Below are 23,337 nucleotides of genomic sequence, written 5' to 3' on the forward strand. Positions count from 1 at the left end.
TCGCGTTGCGCCAACCGCAATTCCGGGAGAAACGATGCCGCGATCCATCCTGCGCATACTGCTGATCGCTTGTCTCGTCCTGCCTGCGCTGGCGCCGGCAGCGCCGCTGCGCGTGGTCATGGACCAGAACTACCCGCCCTATTCCTGGCGCAATGCGGACGGCAAGCTGGAAGGCTACACGGTCGACCTGTGGAGACTGTGGGAAAAGAGAACCGGGCGCCAGGTCACGCTGGTCCCGGCCAACTGGGCGCAAGTCTTGCCGGCGCTCGAGGAAGGCCGGGCCGACGTGATCGACCCCATCTTCCTGACGCCGGATCGCGCCGGGCGCTACGATTTTTCGCCCGCGTATGCCATGGTGTCGACCAGCATCTACGCCGACGCATCGATCGGCGGCATCCACGACCTGCGCAGCCTGAAGGGCTTCGTGGTCGGCGTGCAGTCGGGCGACGCCTGCGCCGAGCAGTTGCAGCGCGGCGGCATCGACACCGTGCGCGTGTTTCCCACCTACGAGGCCCTGTTGATAGCGGCGGCCAGCCAGGAAGTCAAGCTGCTGTGCCTGGACGAATACTCGGCCGATTACCAGCTCTACCGCCTCGGCCTGCACCGCAGGTACGTGAAATCCTTCGACATCGCGCGCGACCAGCTGCGGCGCGCCGTGCGCAAGGGCGACACGGCCACCCTGGCCCTGGTCGAGAACGGCATGGCGCGCATCACGGCCGCCGAGCGCGAGGCCCTGCGCGACAAGTGGATGGGCCGTCCGCTGGTCTCCGAGCGCTACGCCGAACGCCTGATCCAGGTGCTGGTCGGGCTGGGCATCCTGGTGCTGCTCCTGAGCGCCTGGCTGGCCTCGGTGCGGCGCGCGGTGCGGGTGCGCACCCACGAACTGGAACGCGAAAAGGCGCAGCTGCGCACCCTGGTCGAGAGCAGCCCCGACCTGGTCTGGCTGAAGGACTTGCAGGGCCTCTACCAGGCCTGCAACAACCAGGTCGCCAAGGTTTTCGGCTGGCCACGCGAGGAGATCGTCGGCCGCCGCGACAGCGAGCTGTTCGATGCCGCGACGGCCGAGCGGTTCCGGCGCGACGATGCCGCCGCCCTGCGCGCCGGCGGGCCGATCACCTTCGAGGAAGCGGCCCCCACGGGCCCGGACAAGACCTGCGTCTTCGAGACCATCAAGACACCCGTCACCCAGCCCGACGGCAGCGTGATCGGCGTGCTGGGCGTGGCGCGCGACATCACCGAGCGGCGCGAACAGGAACGCACGATCCGCGAACAGGACCGCATGCTGCAGGAGATGAGCGCGCTGGCCCAGATCGGCGCCTGGGAAATCGACGTCGCCACCGAAGCCTTCAGCTGGACCGGCGAGCTGGCCCGGATCTACGAGATCCCGCCCGACCTGCCCCTGACGCCGGCCACCTGCACCGCCTGCTATTCGGAAGAAGACCGGGCCGTGATCGGCAAGACCCTGGACGACGCCGCCAGACAGGGCAAGCCCTTCACTATCGAGCTGCCGATGGTCAGCGGCGCCGGCAAGCGCAAGTGGGTGCGCTCGGTCTGCAGCGCCGAAGTCGAGGATGGCCGCCCGGTCAAGCTGCGCGGCACGGTGCAGGACGTGACCCAGCGCCGCGAGCTCGAAGAATCGATGCGCATGGCGACCCTGATCTACCAGACCAGCCTGGAAGCGATCGTCGTCACCGACGAGGACAACCGCATCGTCGACGCCAATCCCGCCTTCACCCGCCTGGCCGGCGCGCCGCTGGGCGAAGTGCTCGGCACCCGGCCGGCGCTGTTCGAGTCGCGCGTGCACGACAGCTGCTTCTACGGCCGCCTGTGGGAGTCGCTGCTCAAGGACGATCACTGGGAGGGCGAGATCCTCGACCGCAACCGCGACGGCTCGCTCGCCGCCAACTACGTCGACATCCGCGTGATCCGCCACCCCGACGGCCGCGTGCACCGCCACGTGCTGCAGTTCCACGACATCAGCGAACAGAAACAGAAGGATGAGCTGATCTGGCACCAGACCAATTTCGACGCCCTCACCGGCCTGCCGAACCGGCGCCTGTTCCTCGACCGCCTCGAGCAGGACCTCAAGAAGTCCGGCACCGCCGCCCACGGCCTGGGCGTGCTGCTGCTCGACCTCGACCGCTTCAAGGAGATCAACGACAGCTACGGCCACGCCCGGGGCGACGCCGCCCTGGTCGAGATGACGCGGCGCCTGGCGCGCTGCGTGCCGCCGGACGCTACGATCGCGCGCCTGGGCAGCAATATGTTCGCGCTGGTGGTGGACGAATTCGACGGCCGGCGCCACCTCGAGACCACCGCCGACGCCGTGATCGTGGCGATCGCCGAGCCTTTGGCGCTGGGGCCGGGCATCGTCGCGTACGTGTCGGCCAGCGTCGGCATCAGCGTCTTCCCGGACGACGGCGGGGACGCGGCCGAACTGGTGCGCAATGCCGAACAGGCCGTCTACCTGGCCAAGGGCGCCGGGCGCGGCCGCTTCCAGTACTTCACGCCCGCGCTGCAGCAGCATGCGCGCGACAAGCTCAGCCTCACCAACGACCTGCGCGCGGCGCTGGCGCGCAACCAGCTGCAGGTGCACTACCAGCCGATCGTCGAGACCGCGACAGGGCGCATCCGCAAGGCCGAGACCCTGCTGCGCTGGCTGCATCCCGAGCACGGCATGATCAGTCCGGCGCGCTTCATCCCGCTGGCCGAGGAAGCGGGCCTGATCCACGAGATCGGCGAATGGGTGCTGGTCGAAGCCATCGCCAGCATCGAGCGCTGGCGCCGCCTCTACGGCATGGTGGTGGAACTGAGCGTGAACGTCTCGCCGGTGCAGTTCGAACAGCGCTCCGGCCTGCCCTGGCTGACCCGCGTCGTGAACGCCGGCCTGCCGCCCAACAGCATCACCATCGAGATCACCGAAGGCGTGCTGGTGAGCGACGCCGAGCAGGTGCGGCGCTGCCTCGACGCCCTGCACGCCGCCGGCGCCCGCGTCTCGATCGACGACTTCGGCACCGGCTTCTCGTCGCTGTCCTACCTGAAGCAGTTCGACGTCGACTACCTCAAGATCGACAAGTCCTTCATCAACCACCTGACCGAGGACGGCAGCGACAAGGCCCTGACCGAGGCCATCGTCGACCTGGCGCACCGGCTGGGGATCGAGGCGATTGCCGAAGGGGTCGAGACGGCGGCGCAGCGGGACATCCTGGCGGCGTTCGGGTGCGACTATATCCAGGGCTGGCATTTCTCGCCGGCCGTGCCGCGCGACGCATTCGAAGCGTTCCTCGAGCGGCAGATGGTGACTTAACGGCGCTTCCGTCGCCGCCTGTTATCGATTGATGCGGAACTGTGGTGCACCGTAGGGTGGACTCCTGAGTCCACGCGTTTACGCACGTGTGCCAATCGAAAACACATTTCGAACCACGACGGTTCACGCGTGGACTCGGGAGTCCACCCTACGTTCAACAATGTTCATGCTTTACGGGTCGGCATTTCATTTGATAAACTAGATAGATACCTATCCATTTGGTCTCTATCGATGTCGCCAGCTCCTCTCACCATTGAAGAACGCTTTTCCGCCGCCCTGCACGCCACCGCCCGCAGCTGGCGCCTGGCCCTGGACGCGCGCCTGAAGGACCTGGGCATCGGCCAGGCCGGCTGGATGACGATCGCGATGATCGCCAAGTCCAAGGAACCGCCCTCGCAGCGCGAGCTGGCCGACCTGCTCGGCATCGAAGGCCCGTCCGTCGTCTCCATGCTCGACCGCCTGGAGCGCGGCGGCCTGGTACGCCGTGAACCAAGCGCGAACGACCGCCGCGTGAAGCTGGCCCACCTGACCGACGATGGCCGCGCCCTGTACGCCCGCGTGCGCAAGGAAGCCGACGCCTACCGCCGCAGCATGCTGGACGGCGTGCCGCAGGAGACTTTGCTGGCCGCCGCCGAGCTGCTCGAAAGCCTGCGCGCGCGCATCGAGAGCGGGGAGTAAGGACGTGCAGGCTGCAACAGTAGCGGCGGTGCCGGAACAAGCACCGCTGAATCGCCGCATGATCACGATCTCGATCATGCTCGCCACCATCATTCAGGCCCTCGACGGCACCATCGCCAACGTCGCCCTGCCGCACATGCAGGGTTCGCTGTCGGCCTCGACCGACCAGATCACCTGGGTGCTGACCTCCTTCATCGTCGCCGCGGCGATCGCCACGCCGCTGAACGGCTGGCTGGTCGACCGCTTCGGCCTCAAAAAGGTGTTCCTCGTATCCGTGGCCGGCTTCACCATCGCTTCGGTGCTGTGCGGCCTGGCCGGCTCGCTGGCACAGATCGTCGGCGCGCGCGTGCTGCAGGGCGTGTTCGGCGCAGCCCTGGTGCCGCTCTCGCAATCGGTTCTGCTCGACATCAATCCGCGCGAGAAGCACGGCTCGGCGATGGCCGTGTGGGGCATGGGCGTGATGATCGGGCCCATCCTCGGCCCGACCCTGGGCGGCTGGCTGACCGACAGCTACAACTGGCGCTGGGTCTTCTTCATCAACGTGCCGATCGGGGCGATCGCCTTCTACGGCATCTGGCGCTATATCCGGCCGACGGCGTCGACCCGCCGCGTCAGCTTCGACGCCTTCGGCTTCATCACGCTGAGCCTGGCCATCGGCGCCCTGCAGATGCTGCTCGACCGCGGCGAGCAGAACGACTGGTTCGCCTCCCTTGAGACCTGGATCGAGGCCGTGCTGCTGGCGCTGTCGCTCTCGTATTTCGTGGCCCACACCGCGCTGCGTCCGGCCGGCCAGTCCTTCCTCGACTACCGCCTGCTGAAAAACCCGAACTACGTGACCGGCCTGTTCCTGATCTTCACGGTCGGCATGGTGCTGTTCGCCACGCGCGCCCTGATGCCGACCATGCTGCAGGGCCTGATGGGCTATCCGGCGGCGCTGGCCGGCCTGGTGACGGCGCCCTCGGGCCTGGGCACGATGCTGGCGATGCTGGTGGTCGGCCGCGTCACCGGCAAGATCGACTTCCGCATCCTGCTCGGCGCCGGTTTCGCGATCACGGCCTTCTCGCTGTGGCAGATGGCGCAGTACACCATCGTGATGCGCCAGGCCGACATCGTCTGGCCCGGCGTGATCCAGGGCATTGGCCTCGGACTCGTGTTCGTGCCGCTGTCGGCGGCGACCTTCGCCACGCTGTCGCCGCAGATGCGCGCCGAAGGCACGGCCCTGTACAGCCTGATCCGCAACATCGGCAGCAGCATCGGCATCGCGCTGGTGCAGACCCTGCTGGTCCGGAACAGCGCGACCATGCACGCCGAGCTCGCGGCCAAGGTGAACATCGCCAATCCGGCGCTGATGGACCCGGCCGGCGGCTACAGCCTGGCCAGCACCGCGGGCGCCGCCCTGGTCGACAGCGAGATCACGCGCCAGGCCTCGATGATCGCCTATACCAACGACTACTGGCTGATGATGATCCTGACCGCCGCCGTGATCCCGGCCCTGCTGCTGATCCGCCCGCCCAAGGCGCAGGCTGCGCCGGCCGCGGTCGACCACGCCGCCCTCGATTAACCCTGATGATGAACCACACCGTGCGACATTTACGATTGATTCCCCTGGCGCTCGCCCTCGCCGGCTGCGTGCACGTCCCCGCCGACAAAGGCGCGGCGCAGGCGCCCGACTTTGCCCGCGCCCAGCACGCCGCCGCCATCGACCTCGGGCGTGACGCCTGGCCGGTCGAGCGCTGGTGGCGCGACTACGGCGATGCGCAGCTCGACCGCCTGATCGAACAGGCCCTGGCCGGCAACCCGAGCCTGGCGGTGGCCGCGGCGCGCGTGAGCATCGCCGGCGCCCAGCTCGGTCTGGAGCGCGCCGCCGGCGGCGTCCAGGCGGGACTGGAAACCGGCATCAACCGCCAGCGCTATTCCGCCAACGGCTTCTTCCCGGCGCCGATCGGCGGCAGCTGGTACACCGACACCACGGTACAAGGCCGCATCAGCTACGACCTCGACTGGTGGGGCAAGCACCGCGCCCAGGTCGCCGCCGCGATCGGCGAAACGAACGCGGCCCAGGCCCAGGCCAGCCAGGCGCAGCAGGCGCTGGCGGCCGCGGTCGCCCAGAGCTACTTCCGCCTGCAGCTGCTGTGGGCGCGCGCGGACAACGTCGCGGCGCTCGTGCGGGTCGAGCGGCAGCTGCTGGCCGACCGCCAGGCGCGCCTGGCCCACGGCCTGGCCACGGTGGACGCGAAGCAGAACGTCGAACTGGAACTGGGCAAACTGGCCGAACAGGCGGCCCTGCTCGACACGCAGGCGGCGCGCGAACGCGAAGCCCTGCGTGCGCTGGCCGCCGCCGGCCCGGACGATCTCGCCGGCCTCGCACGCCGCCTGCCGCAGAATGCACAGGCCGCGCTGCCGCGCGTGCTCGGCATGGAACTGCTGGCGCGCCGGCCCGACCTGCAAGCGGCGCGCTGGCGCGTCGAAGCGGCGCTGGGGCGCGTGGCCGCCAGCGAAGCCGCATTCTATCCCGACCTGAACCTGTCCGGCGCGATCGGCCTGAATGCCGTCTCGCTCGGCAAGCTGCTGCGCGGCGCCAGCCGCACCATGCTGGCCGGCGCCGTGCTCGACCTGCCGCTGTTCGACAGCGGGCGCCTCGACGCGAACCTCGGCATCGCCCGCGCCGAGCGCGACGCCCTGCTGGCCGAGTACAACGAAGCGGTGCTGAACGCCGTGCGCGACGTGGCCCAGGAAGGCGCGACGCTGCAGGGCATCGAGCGCGAGCTGGCGGCCCACGCCCAGGCCACGCAGGCCGGCACGCGCCTCGTTGCCAGCGCCGAAGCGCGCCGCGCGCGCGGCCTGGCCGAACGCGCAGGCGTGCTGCTGGCGCAGCTGGAAGTGCTGCGCCAGCGCGGCGCCGCGCTGCAGCTGCGGGACGCCCAGCTGCAAACCCAGGTGGCGCTCATCAAGGCGCTCGGAGGCGGCTACCGCGCCGCCGCCGGGCAGACCGCATCCGTTCACGCATCGACCCGATAAACCATGACCATCGACACCAACTCCAACCCGAACAAACGCAAGGCCGTCCTGCTCGGCATCACCGGCGTATTCGCCCTCGGCGCCATCGCCTGGGGCGCCTACGCCACCCTGGTGCTGTCGCAGCGCGCCGAGACCGACAACGCCTACGTCGGCGGTAACCTGGTCACCGTCTCCTCGCAGGTCGCCGGCAGCGTGGTCGAGATCCGCGCCGACGAAACCCAACTGGTGCAGGCCGGCGCCGACATCGTGCGCCTCGATCCGAGCGACGCCGAGATCGCGCTCACCCAGGCCGAGGCGCGCTTAGGTGAAGCCGTGCGCCAGCAGCGCGAACGCTATTCCAACGTCGAACAGCTGCTGGCTGTGGTGGCGCAGCGCCGCGTCGCCCTGCAGACCGCCGTCGAAGACCTGGGCCGGCGCGCCCCGCTGGCCGGCGAGCAGGTGGTGTCGGGCGAGGATGTGGCCCATGCGCGGCGTGCGGTGGAAGACGCCCGCGCCGCGCTCGACGTCGCCCTGAAGCAGGTCGCGGCCGCGCGCGCCGGCACCGCCGGGGTCGACGCCGCCCACCATCCGAGCGTGCTGGCGGCCAAGGCCGAATACCTGTCGGCCTGGCTGGCCGCGCGCCGTAATGCGATCGTCGCGCCGGTCTCCGGTTATGTGGCGAAGCGCAGCGTGCAGGTCGGCAGCCGGGTGACGCCGGGCGCGCCGCTGCTGTCGGTGGTGCCGCTCGACCAGCTCTGGGTCGACGCCAACTTCAAGGAATCCGAGCTGCGCGACATCCGCGTCGGCCAGCCGGTCACCATCGAGGCCGACATGTACGGCGACAAGGTCACCTTCCACGGCAAGGTGCTGGGCCTGGCGGCCGGCACCGGCAGCGCTTTTTCGCTGCTGCCGGCGCAGAACGCCAGCGGCAACTGGATCAAGGTGGTGCAGCGGGTGCCGGTGCGCATCTCGCTCGACCCGAAGGAGCTGGCCGCGCACCCGCTGCGCGTCGGCCTGTCGGCGACGGTGGACGTGGACATCAGCCGCAAGGAAGGCGGCGCTTTGGGGGCGGTGGCACCGGCGCCGGCGCGTTATGTGACGACGGCCTTGAACCAGCCCTTGCAGCAGGCGCAGGCGGCGACGGATGCGATCGTCGCCAGGAACCTGGCGAACTGACGGCGGCCTTCCGTATGGTGGACTCCCGAGTCCACGCGTGATACGCACCGGCTCCGCTCTCGTGCGCGACGATCTTGCTGTCTCGTATCACCGCGTGGACTCGGGAGTCCACCCTACAACGACATTCCTCGGCCGCAGTCCCTTACCGCCTCACCTGCCGGCCAAAAAGCTGACCAGGCTATGCAGCTCCGCCGGCTTGGTCAGGTGATGATCGAAGCCCGATTCGCGCGAGCGCTGGCGGTCGGCATGCTGGCCCCAGCCGCTCAGGGCCACGATGCGGATCGCATCGGCGCCGTCTTCCCTGCGGATGCGGCGCGCGACTTCGTAGCCGTCCATGTCGGGCATGCCGATGTCGAGCACGATCGCGTCCGGACGGGCGTGTCCGACCGCCTCGATCGCGGCGTGGCCGCCGTACACGGCCTGCGCTTCGGCGCCGCGCGCCAGCAGGAGCTGGCATAGCGAATCGGCCGCGTCGCGGTTGTCGTCCACGACCAGGATGCGGCGCCCGGCCAGCGGCGCCGGATGCTCGTCGAGCGCCCCATCGTCGCGCCGCAGCGCCGCTTCGGGACAATCGTGCAGCGGCAGGCGCACCACGAATTCGCTGCCCTGCCCCGCCCCCCCGCTGTGCGCGTGCACCGCGCCGCCGTGCAGCTCCACCAGGCTGCGCACCATCGCGAGACCGATCCCCAGGCCGCCGTCGCTGTGCCCATCCCTGCCGTGCGGCTGGGAGAACATCTCGAAGACCATCGATAGCTGCTCCGGCGCGATGCCCATCCCTGTATCGCGCACCGACACCAGCACCTCATGCGCTTCGCGGCGGGCGGTCAGCCAGACCTGGCCGCCGGGCGCGGTGTACTTCGACGCGTTGTTGAGCAGGTTCGAGAACACCTGGGTCAGGCGCACCTTGTCGGCGTCGAGCGCGAGCGCTTGCGCCGCCGGCTCGACCGTCAGCTGTTGGCGCTTGTGCTCGAAGGCGGGCAGGCTGGTCTCGACCGCGCTGTCGAGGATCGCGGCCAGCGTCACGGGTGCGCGGCGCAGGTCGACCTTGCCGCGGCTGATGCGCGTCACTTCCATCAGGTCGTCGATCAGGCGCACCATGTGCCGCACCTGGCGCTCGACCATCGCGAGCAGGCGGTCGGCGCTGCGCTTGCCCTCCGGGTAGCGCAGGAACTGGAGCGCGTTGCTGATCGGCGCTAGCGGATTACGCAGCTCGTGCGCCAGCGTGGCGAGGAACTCGTCCTTGCGGCGGTCGGCCGCCTTCAACGCGTCCTCGGCCTGCACCGCCTCCTCGACGTCGATCGACATCCCGACCAGGCCCTGGAACTGCCCGTCGGCCGCGTACCATGGCAGCGCGTGCGACACGAACCAGCGGTAGCCGCCGCCGGCCGTGCGCAGGCGCACGCGGTGCTGCAAGCCGGCCTCGCCGATCAGGGCGCGCCCGACCGCGTCCAGGTAGGCGGGCGCATCGTCCGGATGCACGATGGCGTGCCAGCCGAGGCCGCGCAACTGCTCAATGCCGGCCCCGACCGCCTCGATGCAGCGCGCGTTCACATAGCTGAGCGCACCGCGGGCGTCGATCTGCCAGATCAGCGCGGGCGAGGCGTCGGCCAGCGCCCGGAAGCGCGCCTCGCTGGCGCGCAAGGCTTCCTCTCCCCGCTTGCGCTCGGTGATGTCGGCGCCGGCGCCGAACCATTCGACGATTTCGCCAGCTTCGTCGAACAGCGGGATCGCGCGCGACAGGGTCCAGGCGATGCCGCCGTCGGCGGCGAACACGCGGTGCTCCAGCTCGAAGGTGGACTTGCCCTCGATCGCCCGCGCAATGGCGGCCAGCACCGTCGCCCGTTCGCTTTCGGGGATGTACTTGTCGATCCAGCTGCTGGTCGGATCCTCGGTATCGGCCAGCACGTTCTTGCCTTGCAGGCTGCGCATCTCGGTCCAGTCCGGGCTCATCCTGTACACGATGTCGGAACTGGCGCTGACGAGGGCGCGCAGGTGCGCCTCGCTCTCGCGTAGGGCGGCCTCGCTGCGCTTGAGCTGGTCGACGTCGTTGACCACCACCAGGGCGCCGGTGATGGCGCCGTCGCTGTCGCGCAGCGGCGCCGAACGCACCTCGGTCCAGATTTCCCGGCCCTGCTCGTCCCGGTACAGCATCTGCACGCCGTCCAGGACGCTCTCCCCGCGCAGCGCGCAGGCGCCGGGGAAGTCCCGCGGCTCGACCTGCAGGCCGTCGGCACCCCAGCCGCGCCAGCGCGGCGCGCGCTCGGGATCGCGCGAGGGGATCGCGCCGGCCGGCATGAAACGGCGCATGATCTCGTTCATGAGCATCGTGGTGCCGTCCGTGCCGATGATGGCGAGACCGACCGGCAGCGCCGCAAAGGCGAGCGCCAGCCTTTGCTCGCTCTCGCGCAGCGCTTTCTCGGCCTGGCGCCGGCTCGTGATGTCGAAGAAGGTCAGCACCGCGCCTTCGATGCGGTCGTAGGCCGTGCGGTAGGGATGGACGCGCACGATGTAATCGTTGCCGTCGCTGCTGCGCGCTTCGCGTTCGAAGGGCTGCCCGCTGGCGAACACGGCGACCACCTCGTCGAGCAGGCTCCTGGTCTCGAGCTTGCTGGTGAGGTGGGCCAGCGGCCGGCCGATATCGGCCGGCATGATGTTGAAGATGCGCGCCACGCTCGGGGTGTAGCGCTGGATGCGCAGGCGCGGGTCGAGGAACAGGGTGGCGATGTCGGTCGAGGCGATCAGGTTGCTGAGGTCGTCGTTGGCCTGGGCGGTTTCCTCGGCGCGCGCCTGCAGCTCGGCATTGACGGTGTAGAGCTCTTCGTTGCGCGACTTCATTTCCTCGCGGTGGACTTCGAATTCCTCGTTTTCCGCACGCAGCTCTTCCAGTTTCGCCTGCAGGCGCGCGTTGTCCCGCACCAGCCCGGCGTTGGCGGCGTCGGCCTGCTCCAGCGTCTGCTGCAGGTTGCGGCGAGCGCGCAGCAGGGCTTCCTCCAGCTCGCGCACGCGTGCATCGGTTGCCGCCCCGGGCTCGCCGGCCGGCGCGCTTTCGCACGGCGCCACGTCGACCACGTCGAAGCGGACCAGCAGCAGGCCCTCGGCGGCGCCGTCCTCGCGCACCGGCGCCACCCTCAGTTCGACGGCGCGCTCGGCCCCATCTTGCCGGTAGCGGATCGGGCCGGACAGCGCCGGGTGGCCGCTCTGCTGGGCCTGGAAAACGGTCGTGCGCAGGTCGGCGCACAATTCCGGCAGCACCAGCGCCAGCAGCTGCGTGCTGGGCTCGCCGCCGGCGAAGCGCAAAAAGGCGCCCGCCCCTTCGGAGGCATGCAGGATGTCCCCTTTGGCGCCGATCAGCACGCTGGGCGGGGCGATCCGGGCCGCCGCCCGCTGGTGCAGCTCGGCCCAGGTGGGCGGCGCGGCCGGTTCCGGGGCCGGCGCAGCCTGGCCGGGCGGGATGGGCGGGCGCCCGATTTCCGTGCGCGGCAAGGCGATCGAGAGCCGGCGCGCGCCCTGCATGGCGGGCCTGGCCTGGTAGATCCGGTGGCGGCTGTCGACGGGGGCGAACAGGTCGGAAGCCAGGTCCGCGGATTCGGCGCTGCCCAGGAACAGGTAGCCGCCCGGATTGAGCGCGCAATGGAACAGTTCGAGCAGCTGGCGGTGCACTTCCCGGTTCAGGTAGATCAGGACGTTGCGGCAGGTGATCAGGTCCAGGCGCGAGAAGGCCGGGTCGTGCAGCAGGTCGTGGCGCGCGAACAGGATGCGGTCGCGAAGCAGCCTGCGCACCCAGAAGTGGCCGTCGTCGAAATTGAAATAGCGCGCCAGCCGCTCCGGCGGCACGTCGGCGGCGATCGCATCCGGATAGCGTCCGGCGCGCGCCACCGCGATCGCGCGTTCGTCGATGTCGGTGGCGAAGATCTGCATCGCCGGCGCCCCGTCGATGTAGCCGGCGCGCTCGGCCAGCAACATCGCCACCGAATACGCTTCCTCGCCGGTCGAGCAGGCCGTGACCCAGGCCCGCAGCGGGTCGCTGGGCTTGCGGTCCTTGAAGATGCGCGGCAGGACGGACTCTTCCAAAGCGACAAAGGCGGCGCGGTCGCGGAAGAAATTGGTCACCCCGATCAGCATCTCCTGCACCAGGGCCTCGGGCTCGCGCGGGTCGTAGCCGAGCAGGTGCTGGTAGGCGGGCAGGTCGGGCACGGCGCGCACCTGCATGCGGCGTTCGATGCGCCGCAGGATGGTCGCGTGCCTGTAATGGCGGAAATCCTGCCCGGTATGGGCGTAGAGCAGCGACAGGATCTCCTCGATGCGCTCGCGCGAGGGCGCGCGCATGGCGAACGGCGGCAGCGCGGATGCGCCATTGCCTCCCGCGCTACCCTTGTGGATGGCAAGCATGACGTCGCGCATTTGCGCCAGCCTGGACGGGATCTGGGCGGCCGGCAGCACGAAATCGACCATGCCGGAATCGATCGCCGCCTGCGGCATGCCGCGCTCCTCGGCATCGCCCGGCAGTTGCGCGATCGACACGCCGCCATGCTCCTTGATGCAGGCCAGTCCGGCAACGCCGTCCGAGCCCATGCCCGACAGCAGCACGCCGATCGCCCGCTCGCCGTGCGCTTCGGCCAGGGTGCGCAAGAAAATGTTGATCGTCATCGGCACGCCGAGCGTGCAGGGCGGCTCCTCGGCAATCAGGTGGCCGTCCTCCATTCGCAGGCTGCGCCCGGGCGAGATGACGTAGACCTGGTTCGGCCTGAGCGGCATGCGCTCCGCCACCTGCAGCACCGGCATGCTGGTCGCGCGCTGCAGTATCCGGTCGGCCACGCTGGGCGCATCCGGGGCCAGGTGCAGCACGACCACCAGCGCCATCCCCGGCGCCGGCGCGATGTTCTCCAGCAGCCGGATCAGCGCCGGCAGGCCGCCGGCGGAGGCGCCGATCCCGACAATCGGGAACAGCGCGTTGTCAATTGCAGGCGCGTCGGGCAGATCAGGTTGTTGCGGTTCGTCCATAAAGCCGGTGCATTATTCCGTTTGAGTGACGGAATAGGAGTGTAAACCGGATTTTGTGGTATTCACGACAATTTTTTGCCTGCCGTGTGCGGTAGCACGGGAGAGGGTGAAGCCCCACCCCCCGCGCAGGTTTTCACACCAGACCGGTCAGGTAATACACGGCGATCACGAAGAAGACGGCCAGCGTCTTGATGACGGTGACGGCGAAGATCTCCTTGTAGGACTGCTTGTGGGTCAGCCCCGTGACCGCCAGCAGGGTGATGACGGCGCCGTTGTGCGGCAGCGTGTCCATGCCGCCGCTGGCCATCGCCACCACGCGGTGCAGCACCTCCAATGGAATCTGCGCCGCCTGGGCGCCGGCGATGAACAGGTCCGACATCGCGGCCAGCGCGATGCTCATCCCGCCCGAGGCCGAGCCGGTGATGCCGGCCAGCGAGCTGACGGAAACGGCGGCGTTGACCAGCGGATCGGGGATGCTTTTCAGGGCGTTGCCCACCACGACGAAGCCCGGCAGCGCGGCGATCACGCCGCCGAAGCCGTATTCCGAGGCCGTGTTCATGGCCGCCAGCAGCGCGCCGCCGACGGCGGCTTTCGAGCCGGCCGCGAAACGGTCCTTGATGCGACCGAATGCGGTGAACACGACGAACAGGATGCCCATCAGCAACGCGCCCTGCACGGCCCAGATCGCGACCACGGTCTTGATCGGCGTGGTGACCGGGGCTTTGAGGCCCGGCAGGATATCCGGCGCGACGGTGAATTCGGCGCCGTACCATTGCGGGATCATGCGGGTCAGCACGAAGTTGGCGACGCCGACCACGATCAGCGGCAGCAGGGCCAGCAAGGGATTCGGCAGCGACGTGGCCTGCACGCGTTCCGGTTCGTTCTGCAGGTTACTGCCGTAGCCCTCGCCCGCGGCCATGGCCGCGCGGCGGCGCCATTCGAGGTAGGCCAGGCCGACCACGATCATGAACAGCGAGCCGATCGTGCCCAGCATCGGCGCGGCCCAGGAGGTGGTCTTGAAGAAGGTGGTCGGGATGATGTTCTGGATCTGCGGGGTGCCCGGCAGCGAATCCATGGTGAACGAGAAGGCGCCGAGCGCCAGCGCGCCCGGCATCAGGCGCTTCGGAATGTTCGACTGGCGATACAGCTCGGCCGCGAACGGGTAGACCGCGAACACGACCACGAACAGCGACACGCCGCCATAGGTCAGCAGCGCGCACACGGCGACGATCACGGCGTTGGCGCGCGAGCGGCCGATGTAGCGGACGGCGGCGGCCACGATCGATTCGCTGAAGCCCGACAGTTCGATCAGTTTGCCGAAGACGGCGCCCAGCATGAAGACCGGGAAATAGAGTTTCACGAAGCCGACCATCTTCTCCATGAAGATGCCGGAAAACACCGGCGCGACGGCGGACGGGTCGGTCAGCAGCACCGCGCCGAGGGCGGCGATCGGTGCGAACAGGATGACGCTATAGCCGCGGTAGGCGGCGAACATCAGGAACGCCAGGGCGGCGAGTACGATCAGGAATGACAAGGGTGCTCCTCTTCTCTTTTATGGCCCGCCCGCGTGTTGCGGGGCGGTGGTGTTGCACTGCGATGGCGCACGGCAAGGGTGGCCTGGTCTGCCGGAGAACGCACGTCGCGGTAAGGACGTGCGCCAGCGATGGGCGCGCGGATGGCGTCCGCACGGGCGGCATGATTATTGGCGATCGTTGCCGGATTTGAAATACGTAGAATTACCGTATTGCCCGGTCCGCCCGCTGAAGAACGTCCAGCGCCTGTTCGATGCGCGCGTCGAGCGGACCGTGGAGAAGCGTGTAGGGGATGCCTGCAAGCTCGAGCCGGTCCAGGTACCAGCGGTGCTGCCGATCGCGGAAGGCGGCGTCGCGCCGCGTGCCGTCCTGCACGAAGGGAAAATCGGGCGCGCAGACGAAGGTGTGGGCATAGGGCCGCAGCGCCAGCTCTCGCACCAGCGGATCGACCGCGCCGTAGTCGTGCCGGCTGTAGAACACCGTCGTCAGTGCGCTGCTGTCGCACACCAGCCAGCGCCGCGCCTGCTGCGCGAGACGGTCTTCGAGCGCCAGCTGGTCGACTGCGATGGCGCGCATGTCCGCATAGACGAGGCGACCGCCCTGCTCTTCCCAGCGGGCGCGGCCGACTTCGGGCACCCAGGCCGTTTCCAGGCGTTCGGCCAGGGCCGCGGCCAGCGTCGTCTTGCCGCTCGACTCGCCGCCCAGCAGGCAGATGCGTTCCACGAAGGACGCATACACGCGCGGGTCGAGGAATTCGCGGTGCGCGTGCGGATCGCGCCGGACCGCCGTGCCGGAGACGGGAATCCGGGTGCGCGCAGGATCGAGGCAGACGTGGGCGACGCGGTGCGGACGTCCGCTGCGTTCGCCGAGGTAGTCCCCGAGCGCGGCGGCAAAGCCGTCGCCATAGTCTTCGCTGGTGAATACGGCGTCTGGCGCCACGTCGCACAGGTCCCAGCACAGCCAGGACGCGAAGCGGCGCTGCACCGCATCCGGCGCATCGTTGTCCGGAAACGGCAGCAGAACGATACCGCGCTCGCGGCACAAGGCGGGCAGCATCTCTTCGTCGAGCACCAGCCGCCGGACGTCCGGATAGAGCGCGGCCAGCCAGGCCTCGCGCAGCGCGCGCTCGCAGCCGGCGAAACCGGGCTTCGTGTAGCTGAGGACGAGCACGTCGTCGCAGGCGGCCACGGCGGCGTCGATCAGTGCCATGTGCCCGCGGTGCAGGGGACAGAACTTGCCGACGACGAGGCCGTGCCGGAACCGCTTCGACGCCTGGCTCATGCCGCCGCGCGTTGCGGCTGCCCGTCTGCCTGCGGCCGGCGCGCCAGCGCGCGCCACCAGCGCCAGGCGACCAGCGCGTTGACCCAGTAGACGGCATACAGGCCGGCCGTCAGGTACAGGCCGCGGCTGGCGTAGAGCGGCACCGCGATCGAGTTCACGACCAGCCAGAACAGCCAGTTCTCGATCCGGCGCCCCATCAGCAGCAGCTGGGCGATGACGCTGAAGACCAGCACCGCGGAATCGAGGAAAGGCGCGTAGGCGTCCGTCCAGTAATGCAGCATGGCGCCGTAGGCCAGGCTGGCGCCCAGGCCCGCCGGGACTGTCCAGGCCAGGCTGCGGAAGTCGGCGGGCGCCACCGCCAGCGCCTCGCCGCGGTCGCCGTGCAGCCAGCGGTACCAGCCGACCGCGCTCGAGACCACGAAGAACACCTGCAGCACGACGTCGGCGTACAGCTTCGACTCGAAGAACAGCAGCGTGAACAGGCTGCAGCCGAGCATGCCGGTCCACCAGGTGTGGATGCTGTTACGTCCTGCGAGCAGGATGGCGATGGTGGCGGCCGCGTTGGCGGCGAGTTCGAGTGGTCCGATCATGAATGGGCGCCTGGAAAGACCGAGGTATCTTGCAGTATGACACTTCCGTCCGCTGTCTGGTGGGAAACCAAAGTGCCTTGTCAGGGGCGTGCGCCGCGCATCAGCCACACCCGGCTGCCCTCGCCCGGCACCAGGCTGCTGTTGACGAGCGCGATCCGTCCCGCGCCATCGACCGCCAGCTTCCGGCCCAGCAGCCCCTGCTGGCTGCCGTTGCTGCCGCCCGCCGGCGCGGCGCTGCCGGGCACGGTGGCGGGGGCGGAAAAGCTGCGGCCGGCGTCGCGCGAGACGGCCATGCCGAGCGATAGCGGACGACCGGCCGGCCCGAGGTTTTCCCAGGCGAGCACGAGGCCCGCCTTGCCGTCGCCGGCCAGCATGGGATAGGCGGCCCCGGACGCGGAGACCGTGCGGGCCGGGCCGAAACCGCCAGCATCCAGCCTGGCGTAGCGCACTTCCGCCCGGCGCCCCGGCGGGTGCAGCGCATACGCGAGGTGCAGCCGGCCGGCGCCGTCGACGGCCAGGGCCGGCGCATCGGCCCGCCCTTCCCCGCCGGCCAGTTGCGGCGTTCCGAAGCTGGCGCCGCCATCGAGGGAACGCGCGACCCGGATCCGCGCCGCCGGGTCTTCGCCCACGGTCCAGGCCAGATGGACGGTTGCGCCCGGACCGGCCGCCAGCGCGGGAGCGCGTGCCGGCAGCCTGGCGTCGCCCGCGATCCGGCGCGGGGCCGCGAAGCCGGCGCCGCCATCGACCGAGCGCGCGACCCACAAGGCGCCGTCGTATTCGGTCCAGGCCGCCACCAGGCTGCCGTCGTTCGCGGCCACCAGGTCGAGGCTGCCGTTCGACCAGACGTCGCGGCTGAGGCGGCCCTTGCCGTCGCCGCCGCGCGAGCGCGACAGGTTCAGGGGTTCGGAGAATGTCCTGCCGCCATCGCGGGAGCGGGCAAACAGGATGTCGCCGCCGTGCGAGCCGCCGGAGAAAATGATTTCCTGCCATAGCAAATAGAGATGGCTGGCTTGCCGCGGGTCGACGGCGATGCGCGGCAGCCACGAAAATGTGGCCGGGCTGCGCGAGACGTTGACGGGCGGACCAGGCTTGCCCGCGTCGGACACGGCGCGCAGCCAGACGTCCTTGCCGCCCTGCCCGGCCCAGGCAACCAGCTGGCCGCCGGGTGCGAAGGCGACGGTGGCGTCGTCGACGTAGTCGTAATGCGACGCGTTCTGGCGCCACGGCCCCTTTTCGCCACGGCCGGCGGCGATCTCGACGGTGTCGTGCCAGCCCGGGGCGGTGCCGAGCGCGAGTGCGGCAACGAGTATGCGCAGCATGATGGTCTCCGGCTTCCAGCCTGGCATCCGGCGCGCACGACAGGGCGCGCGCAGGACGCAAAAACCCGCATCAGGCTAATATGGATGAGCGTTTTAATAACTGGCTATTGCGGTTTTCCCTTAGTTGCCAACAGAACTATTTACTGGTACAACCGAGGCTGCGTACATACCTGTTAAACAACACCCGCATACGGGGGCACAGGTGGACGGCAGCACATAACGTATAAACAGAGACCGAGGAAGACACCATGAAGATCACCCTGATGCGCGCCGCCGCATGCCTGGCACTGTTCGGCAGCAGCTTCGCCCACGCCCAGAACTACCCCACCAAGACCATCACCATGATCGTGCCGTTCGCGGCCGGCGGCCCGACCGATACGGTCGCGCGCCTGGTGGCGCAGTCCATGGGCAACAAACTCAAGCAGCAGATCATCATCGAGAACGTCGGCGGCGCCGGCGGCACGATCGGCGCCGCGCGCGTCGCCAAGGCGGCGCCGGACGGCTACACGCTGTTCATGCACCACATCGGCCACTCCACCGCGCCGTCGCTGTACCGCAAGCTGCCGTACAACGCCCAGACCGACTTCGAGCCGATCGGCCTGGTCACCGACGTGCCGATGACCATCGTCGCACGCAAAGACTTCCCGGCCAAGGACATGCGTGAATTCCTGTCCTACGTGAAGGCCAACAAGGACAAGGTCACCTACGCCAACGCCGGCGTCGGCTCGGCCTCGCACCTGTGCGGCATGCTGTTCATGACCGCCATGGGCACCGACCTCACCACCGTGCCGTACAAGGGCACCGGTCCCGCGATGAACGACCTCCTGGGCGGCCAGGTCGACATCATGTGCGACCAGACCACCAACACCACCAGCCAGATCAAGAGCGGCAAGATCAAGGCCTACGGCGTCACCACCAAGACCCGCCTGGCCAACATGCCCGACCTGCCGACCCTGAACGAATCCGGCCTGCCGGGCTTCGAAGTGGCGGTCTGGCACGGCCTGTACGCGCCGAAGGGCACGCCGAAGCAGATCGTCGACACCCTCGCCGGCGCCCTGCAGACGGCGCTCAAGGATCCGAACGTCAAGACGCGCTTCGCCGACCTGGGCACCGAGCCGGTCGCGGAAAAGCGCGCCACGCCGGAAGCCCTGCGCGCCCACGTCAAGGCCGAGATCGAGCGCTGGTCGCCGATCATCAGCAAGGCCGGCGTCTACGCCGACTAGGACCTGACTCACGAAATCCAGGCCGCTGCGGGGAATTCTCCGCGGCGGCCTGGCGCCTGCGTGTGCGCCCGGGGGGAGACTGTGGCGCCGCGCGGACAGGCGGGACAGCATTCAAACAGCAATAAAAGGAGCGTGCAGTGCCTTCATTCATCCGCCATCCAAAGGACTTTTGGACCGGCATCATCTTTCTGTTCATCGGTCTCGCCGCCATCATCATCGGCCGCGACTACCCGATGGGATCCGCCGGCCGCATGGGTCCGGCTTATTTCCCCACCGTGCTGGGAGGGCTGCTGGCCCTGATCGGCCTGATCGGCGTGATCCGTTCGTTCCTGCACGACGGCGAGGCGGTCGGCAAGTTCTATATCAAGGAAATCATCCTGATCCTGCTGGCCGTGCTGCTGTTCGGCTTCCTGATGCGCGGCGCCGGCCTGGTGCCCGCGGCCCTGGTACTGGTGCTGATGAGCGCCTACGCCAGCCCGAAATTCACCTGGCGCGCCTCGATCCTGCTGGCGGTCGGCCTGGCCGTGTTCGCGGTCGTCCTCTTCGTCAAGCTGCTTGGCTTGCCGATGCCCATCCTCGGCCCATGGCTCGGCTTTTAAGAAGAAGAAAACATGGAAATCTTTACCAATCTCGGACTGGGCCTGGAAACGGCCTTCACCCTCACCAACCTGCTCTACTGCCTGATGGGCGTGTTCGTCGGCACCGCCGTCGGCGTGCTGCCGGGCCTGGGCCCGGTTGCCACCATCGCGATGCTGCTGCCGGCCACCTTCGGCCTGCCGCCGGTCTCGGCGCTCATCATGCTCGCGGGTATCTACTACGGCGCCCAGTACGGGGGCTCCACTACCGCCATCCTGGTCAACCTGCCGGGCGAATCGTCCTCGGTGGTGACAGCCATCGACGGCTACCAGATGGCGCGTAACGGGCAGGCAGGCAAGGCGCTCGCGACCGCGGCGCTCGGCTCCTTCTTCGCCGGCTCCGTCGCCACCGTCCTGCTGGCCCTGTTCGCGCCGCCGCTGGCCGACCTGGCCCTGAAGTTCGGCCCGGCCGAGTACTTCTCGCTGATGGTGCTGGGCCTGGTGGCCTCGGTCGTGCTGGCCAGCGGTTCGCTGCTCAACGCCGTCGGCATGGTGCTCGTCGGCCTGCTGCTCGGCCTGGTCGGTACCGACGTCAACTCGGGCGCCGCGCGCTACACCTTCGACCTGCCGGAACTGGCCGACGGCATCAATTTCGTGATCGTCGCGATGGGCATGTTCGGCATCGGCGAGATCATCCGCAACCTCGAGCACGACGAGGGCCGCACCCTGATGATGAAGAAGGTCAAGGGCCTGATGCTCACAAAAGAGGACTTCAAGCGCATCATCGCCCCGGTCCTGCGCGGCACCGTGCTCGGCTCGGCGCTGGGCATCCTGCCGGGCGGCGGCGCCATGCTGGCTTCGTTCGCTTCCTACTCGATCGAGAAGAAGGTTTCCCCCAACTCCGCCAACTTCGGCAAGGGCGCGATCGAAGGCGTGGCGGCGCCGGAATCGGCCAACAACGCCGGCGCCCAGACCTCCTTCATCCCGATGCTGACCCTCGGCATTCCATCGAACCCGGTGATGGCGCTGATGATCGGCGCGATGATCATCCAGGGCATCCAGCCGGGTCCGGCCGTGATGACCGAGCAGCCGGCCCTGTTCTGGGGCCTGATCGTCTCGATGTGGATCGGTAACCTGTTCCTGGTCGTGCTGAACCTGCCGATGATCGGCCTGTGGGTCAAGATGATCATGGTGCCTTACCACCGCCTGTATCCGGCGATCCTGATGTTCTGCGCGATCGGCGTGTTCAGCCTGAACAACAACGAGTTCGACGTCTACCTGATGGCGCTGTTCGGGCTGTTCGGCTACATCTGCGCCAAGCTGGGTGCAGAGCCGGCGCCGATGCTGCTGGGCTACATCATCGGCCCGATGATGGAGGAATACCTGCGCCGCGCGCTGCTGCTGTCGCACAGCGATCCGATGGTCTTCGTCCAGCGTCCGATCAGCGCCACCATGCTGGCGCTGGCCGCCATCGCGATGGCCGTCGTGCTGCTGCCTTCGCTGCGCAAGAAGCGCGAGGAAGCCTTCCACGAAGAAGACTGATCGAGTGATCGTCTCGAACGCCCCCGCCATTCTTATGCCGGGGGCGTTTTTCTTTGTGGGCGTGCGCAGAATCGGACCTTCTTGTCCACTTCTATCGCTTATTCAACACACTTCCTGTGCGAAAGTGCACAAAGGCTTCGCAAGTGGCATGAAGTTGTTGACAGTATTGATGCAAGAAAATACAGTTTCAGAATAGATGGCTGAGTTCCACCAAGAGAAACGCCGCCGCTATACATGCCATACCGAAGTACCCGCCATCCGGCCTCGTCGGGGCCGGAGCACCTTGAAACCAGGAGACCGCACTAATATGAAGAAGACCATCCTTGCAATGGCCGCACTGGCAGCTTGCATGTCGACCGCCTCCGCGCAAACCAGCGTCACCATCTACGGCATCGTCGATGCAGGCATCGCCCACATCACCAATGACGGCCCGACCGGCGACCGCACCACGGTCGAAGCTGGCCAGATGCAGACCTCGCGCTGGGGTTTCAAAGGCACCGAAGACCTGGGCGGCGGCCTGAAGGCCCGCTTCGCACTCGAAGGCACCCTGCTGAACGACACCGGCGCCGCCGGCGTCCCGACCGGCACGCCTGCAACGACCTCGCTGTTCGACCGTGAAGCCACCGTCGGCATCAGCGGCAACTTCGGCTCGATCGACATCGGCCGCCAGAACATCCTGGGTATCGGCTCGGTCGGCCTGGCCGACCCGATGGGCCTGGCCTTCGCCGCCAACAGCCCGAACGTGCTGTTCGGCGCAATGAACTTCGGCGCTGTCTACGGTGCCTACGGTGCCAACGGCGCCGGCAACAGCGCCCTGCGCCAGACCAACTCGATCAAGTACGTCTCGCCGACCCTCGGCGGCGTCGGCTTCGGCCTGATGCGCGCCTTCGGCGAACAGGCCGGCGGCATCCAGCGCGGCTCCTACCAGGGCGCCTCGTTGTTCTACAACGCTGGTCCGTTCGGTGCCGCCGGCGCCTACGCCCGCATGAAGAACAACCTGAACACCGACCTGCTGACCTCGTGGGGCGTCGGCGCCAAGTACACCATGGCACGCGCCGTGATCAAGGGCACCTACATCCGCAACGAAGTCGACAGCACCAACCGCACGATCGCCGTGGCCGGCGTGGGCGTGGACGTTCCGGTCGCACCGGCACTGACCCTGACGGGCGCCGTGTACAACACCAAGCGCTACGGCGACCAGTTCGACCAGGATTCGCAGCAGTACCACCTGATCGGCCGCTACGCGCTGAGCAAGCGCAGCACCGTCTACGCCGCCTACACCCGCGCCAACACCAGCGACGTCGTCGACCTGGCTTCGGGCACGGCAGCAGGCTTCGGCGCCGGCATCATCAACCTGGCGCAAGGCGTCGTCGCTCCTGGCAGCGACAAGGCCAACCGCTTCACGGTCGGCGTGATGCACATGTTCTGATCTCGGGCTCCGGCCTGACGATGTAAGATGATGTACCGCGGCGGCCTTCGGGCCGCCGTGTTTTTTTGTAGCACAGGATGGTATTGACATGACTCTTCAAGACGACAAGGTGCCTGCAGGTTTCGAACGCCTCAAGCGCGGCGGCCCCTACATGGCCAGCCTGGGCTCGCTCTACTGCAAGCGCGCAGACGGCCAGATCACGATCGCGATGCGCGTCGGCGAGCAGCACACCAACATGCGCGGCATCGTCCACGGCGGCGCGCTGGCCAGCCTGGCCGACTCCAGCCTGGGTCTGGGCCTGGCGCTCTCTTGCGACAACCGCCACTCCTTCGTGACCGTCAACCTCAGCACCGACTTCCTCGACGCCGCCCGTCCGGGCGACTGGGTCGAGGCCCACGTCAACATCAGCCGCATCGGCTCGCGCGTCGCCTTTGCCGACTGCGTGCTGATGGTGGGAGACAAGCGCCTGCTGCGCGCGAGCGGGGTGTTTGCGGTGATGAAGCCCTTGACGGCGGCGCAGCTGGACGCGGGGTACTAGGGCCTGCGATTGGCGCATGGCTAGCGGCGCGCGGCGTTCCGCGTGGGCTCGGGGAGCCCACCCTACGGTGCTAGAGGCTTATCGATCGACCCGGGGCCGTTGCGTAACGTAGGGTGGGCTCTCCGAGCCCACGCGTTTACAAGCCGCAG

15 protein-coding genes are annotated in these 23,337 nt (G+C 68.5%); 10 read left to right on the forward strand and 5 right to left on the reverse strand.

From position 1 onward, the window contains the following. Positions 1 to 34 precede the first annotated feature (34 nt). The 5 genes from ACFPQ5_RS10555 (at position 35) to ACFPQ5_RS10575 (ending at position 8,158) form a co-directional block, all read left to right on the forward strand. Entirely contained in the window at positions 35 to 3,307 is a 3,273-nt protein-coding gene (locus tag ACFPQ5_RS10555; RefSeq protein WP_379754670.1) for an EAL domain-containing protein, read from the forward strand. Between the two features lie 231 nt (positions 3,308 to 3,538). Continuing rightward, positions 3,539 to 3,985, forward strand: coding sequence for a MarR family winged helix-turn-helix transcriptional regulator (locus ACFPQ5_RS10560; RefSeq protein ID WP_379754673.1), 447 nt, complete (start codon positions 3,539 to 3,541; stop codon positions 3,983 to 3,985). Between the two features lie 58 nt (positions 3,986 to 4,043). After that, positions 4,044 to 5,546 carry a DHA2 family efflux MFS transporter permease subunit gene (locus tag ACFPQ5_RS10565; RefSeq protein WP_379760075.1) on the forward strand — a complete coding sequence of 501 codons (1,503 nt, stop codon included), beginning with the start codon at positions 4,044 to 4,046 and terminating at the stop codon, positions 5,544 to 5,546. Between the two features lie 5 nt (positions 5,547 to 5,551). Then, complete coding sequence (locus ACFPQ5_RS10570; protein ID WP_379754676.1) at positions 5,552 to 7,003, forward strand: efflux transporter outer membrane subunit; 1,452 nt, start codon at positions 5,552 to 5,554, stop codon at positions 7,001 to 7,003. A 3-nt stretch (positions 7,004 to 7,006) separates the two neighbouring features. Continuing rightward, complete coding sequence (locus ACFPQ5_RS10575) at positions 7,007 to 8,158, forward strand: HlyD family secretion protein (RefSeq protein WP_379754679.1); 1,152 nt, start codon at positions 7,007 to 7,009, stop codon at positions 8,156 to 8,158. Positions 8,159 to 8,308: 150 nt separating this feature from the next. On the opposite strand, the gene ACFPQ5_RS10580 is transcribed toward ACFPQ5_RS10575, so the two are convergent. The 5 genes from ACFPQ5_RS10580 to ACFPQ5_RS10600 all read right to left on the reverse strand — a co-directional run bounded on the left by ACFPQ5_RS10580 (position 8,309) and on the right by ACFPQ5_RS10600 (position 17,881). Continuing rightward, positions 8,309 to 13,159 carry a CheR family methyltransferase gene (locus ACFPQ5_RS10580; RefSeq protein WP_379754682.1) on the reverse strand — a complete coding sequence of 1,617 codons (4,851 nt, stop codon included), beginning with the start codon at positions 13,157 to 13,159 and terminating at the stop codon, positions 8,309 to 8,311. A gap of 133 nt (positions 13,160 to 13,292) precedes the next feature. Then, positions 13,293 to 14,693 (reverse strand): GntP family permease, encoded by a 1,401-nt coding sequence (locus ACFPQ5_RS10585; protein ID WP_379754685.1) that lies wholly within the window; start codon positions 14,691 to 14,693, stop codon positions 13,293 to 13,295. A 202-nt stretch (positions 14,694 to 14,895) separates the two neighbouring features. Continuing rightward, positions 14,896 to 15,972, reverse strand: coding sequence for an AAA family ATPase (locus ACFPQ5_RS10590; protein WP_379754687.1), 1,077 nt, complete (start codon positions 15,970 to 15,972; stop codon positions 14,896 to 14,898). Continuing rightward, positions 15,969 to 16,562, reverse strand: a complete 594-nt coding sequence (gene pnuC, locus ACFPQ5_RS10595; protein WP_379754690.1) for a nicotinamide riboside transporter PnuC — start codon at positions 16,560 to 16,562, stop codon at positions 15,969 to 15,971. The genes ACFPQ5_RS10590 and pnuC overlap by 4 nt, the downstream gene beginning before the upstream one ends. Positions 16,563 to 16,642: 80 nt before the next feature. Then, complete coding sequence (locus ACFPQ5_RS10600; RefSeq protein ID WP_379754693.1) at positions 16,643 to 17,881, reverse strand: sialidase family protein; 1,239 nt, start codon at positions 17,879 to 17,881, stop codon at positions 16,643 to 16,645. Between the two features lie 248 nt (positions 17,882 to 18,129). Here ACFPQ5_RS10600 and ACFPQ5_RS10605 point away from each other — a divergent pair, with 248 nt between their 5' ends. The 5 genes from ACFPQ5_RS10605 (at position 18,130) to ACFPQ5_RS10625 (ending at position 23,188) form a co-directional block, all read left to right on the forward strand. After that, complete coding sequence (locus ACFPQ5_RS10605) at positions 18,130 to 19,104, forward strand: tripartite tricarboxylate transporter substrate binding protein BugD (RefSeq protein WP_379754696.1); 975 nt, start codon at positions 18,130 to 18,132, stop codon at positions 19,102 to 19,104. A gap of 137 nt (positions 19,105 to 19,241) precedes the next feature. Then, positions 19,242 to 19,703, forward strand: a complete 462-nt coding sequence (locus ACFPQ5_RS10610; RefSeq protein ID WP_379754699.1) for a tripartite tricarboxylate transporter TctB family protein — start codon at positions 19,242 to 19,244, stop codon at positions 19,701 to 19,703. A gap of 12 nt (positions 19,704 to 19,715) precedes the next feature. Continuing rightward, positions 19,716 to 21,221 carry a tripartite tricarboxylate transporter permease gene (locus ACFPQ5_RS10615; protein WP_379754702.1) on the forward strand — a complete coding sequence of 502 codons (1,506 nt, stop codon included), beginning with the start codon at positions 19,716 to 19,718 and terminating at the stop codon, positions 21,219 to 21,221. 307 nt (positions 21,222 to 21,528) lie between these two features. Further along, positions 21,529 to 22,650 (forward strand): porin, encoded by a 1,122-nt coding sequence (locus ACFPQ5_RS10620; protein WP_379754705.1) that lies wholly within the window; start codon positions 21,529 to 21,531, stop codon positions 22,648 to 22,650. An 88-nt stretch (positions 22,651 to 22,738) separates the two neighbouring features. After that, complete coding sequence (locus ACFPQ5_RS10625) at positions 22,739 to 23,188, forward strand: PaaI family thioesterase (protein ID WP_379754708.1); 450 nt, start codon at positions 22,739 to 22,741, stop codon at positions 23,186 to 23,188. The last annotated feature ends 149 nt before the right edge of the window (positions 23,189 to 23,337 follow it).

It is taken from the genome of Massilia suwonensis (genome assembly GCF_042655665.1).
GTDB lineage: Bacteria > Pseudomonadota > Gammaproteobacteria > Burkholderiales > Burkholderiaceae_D > Telluria > Telluria suwonensis.

Excerpts from the sequence above, each read along its gene's own strand:
- ACFPQ5_RS10555 (WP_379754670.1), top strand. The coding sequence starts at position 35 with ATGCCGCGATCCATCCTGCGCATACTGCTGATCGCTTGTCTCGTCCTG.
- ACFPQ5_RS10560 (WP_379754673.1), top strand. The coding sequence starts at position 3,539 with ATGTCGCCAGCTCCTCTCACCATTGAAGAACGCTTTTCCGCCGCCCTG.
- ACFPQ5_RS10565 (WP_379760075.1), top strand. The coding sequence starts at position 4,044 with ATGATCACGATCTCGATCATGCTCGCCACCATCATTCAGGCCCTCGAC.
- ACFPQ5_RS10570 (WP_379754676.1), top strand. The coding sequence starts at position 5,552 with ATGATGAACCACACCGTGCGACATTTACGATTGATTCCCCTGGCGCTC.
- ACFPQ5_RS10575 (WP_379754679.1), top strand. The coding sequence starts at position 7,007 with ATGACCATCGACACCAACTCCAACCCGAACAAACGCAAGGCCGTCCTG.
- ACFPQ5_RS10580 (WP_379754682.1), bottom strand. The coding sequence starts at position 13,159 with ATGGACGAACCGCAACAACCTGATCTGCCCGACGCGCCTGCAATTGAC.
- ACFPQ5_RS10590 (WP_379754687.1), bottom strand. The coding sequence starts at position 15,972 with ATGAGCCAGGCGTCGAAGCGGTTCCGGCACGGCCTCGTCGTCGGCAAG.
- pnuC (WP_379754690.1), bottom strand. The coding sequence starts at position 16,562 with ATGATCGGACCACTCGAACTCGCCGCCAACGCGGCCGCCACCATCGCC.
- ACFPQ5_RS10600 (WP_379754693.1), bottom strand. The coding sequence starts at position 17,881 with ATGCTGCGCATACTCGTTGCCGCACTCGCGCTCGGCACCGCCCCGGGC.
- ACFPQ5_RS10605 (WP_379754696.1), top strand. The coding sequence starts at position 18,130 with ATGAAGATCACCCTGATGCGCGCCGCCGCATGCCTGGCACTGTTCGGC.
- ACFPQ5_RS10615 (WP_379754702.1), top strand. The coding sequence starts at position 19,716 with ATGGAAATCTTTACCAATCTCGGACTGGGCCTGGAAACGGCCTTCACC.
- ACFPQ5_RS10620 (WP_379754705.1), top strand. The coding sequence starts at position 21,529 with ATGAAGAAGACCATCCTTGCAATGGCCGCACTGGCAGCTTGCATGTCG.
- ACFPQ5_RS10625 (WP_379754708.1), top strand. The coding sequence starts at position 22,739 with ATGACTCTTCAAGACGACAAGGTGCCTGCAGGTTTCGAACGCCTCAAG.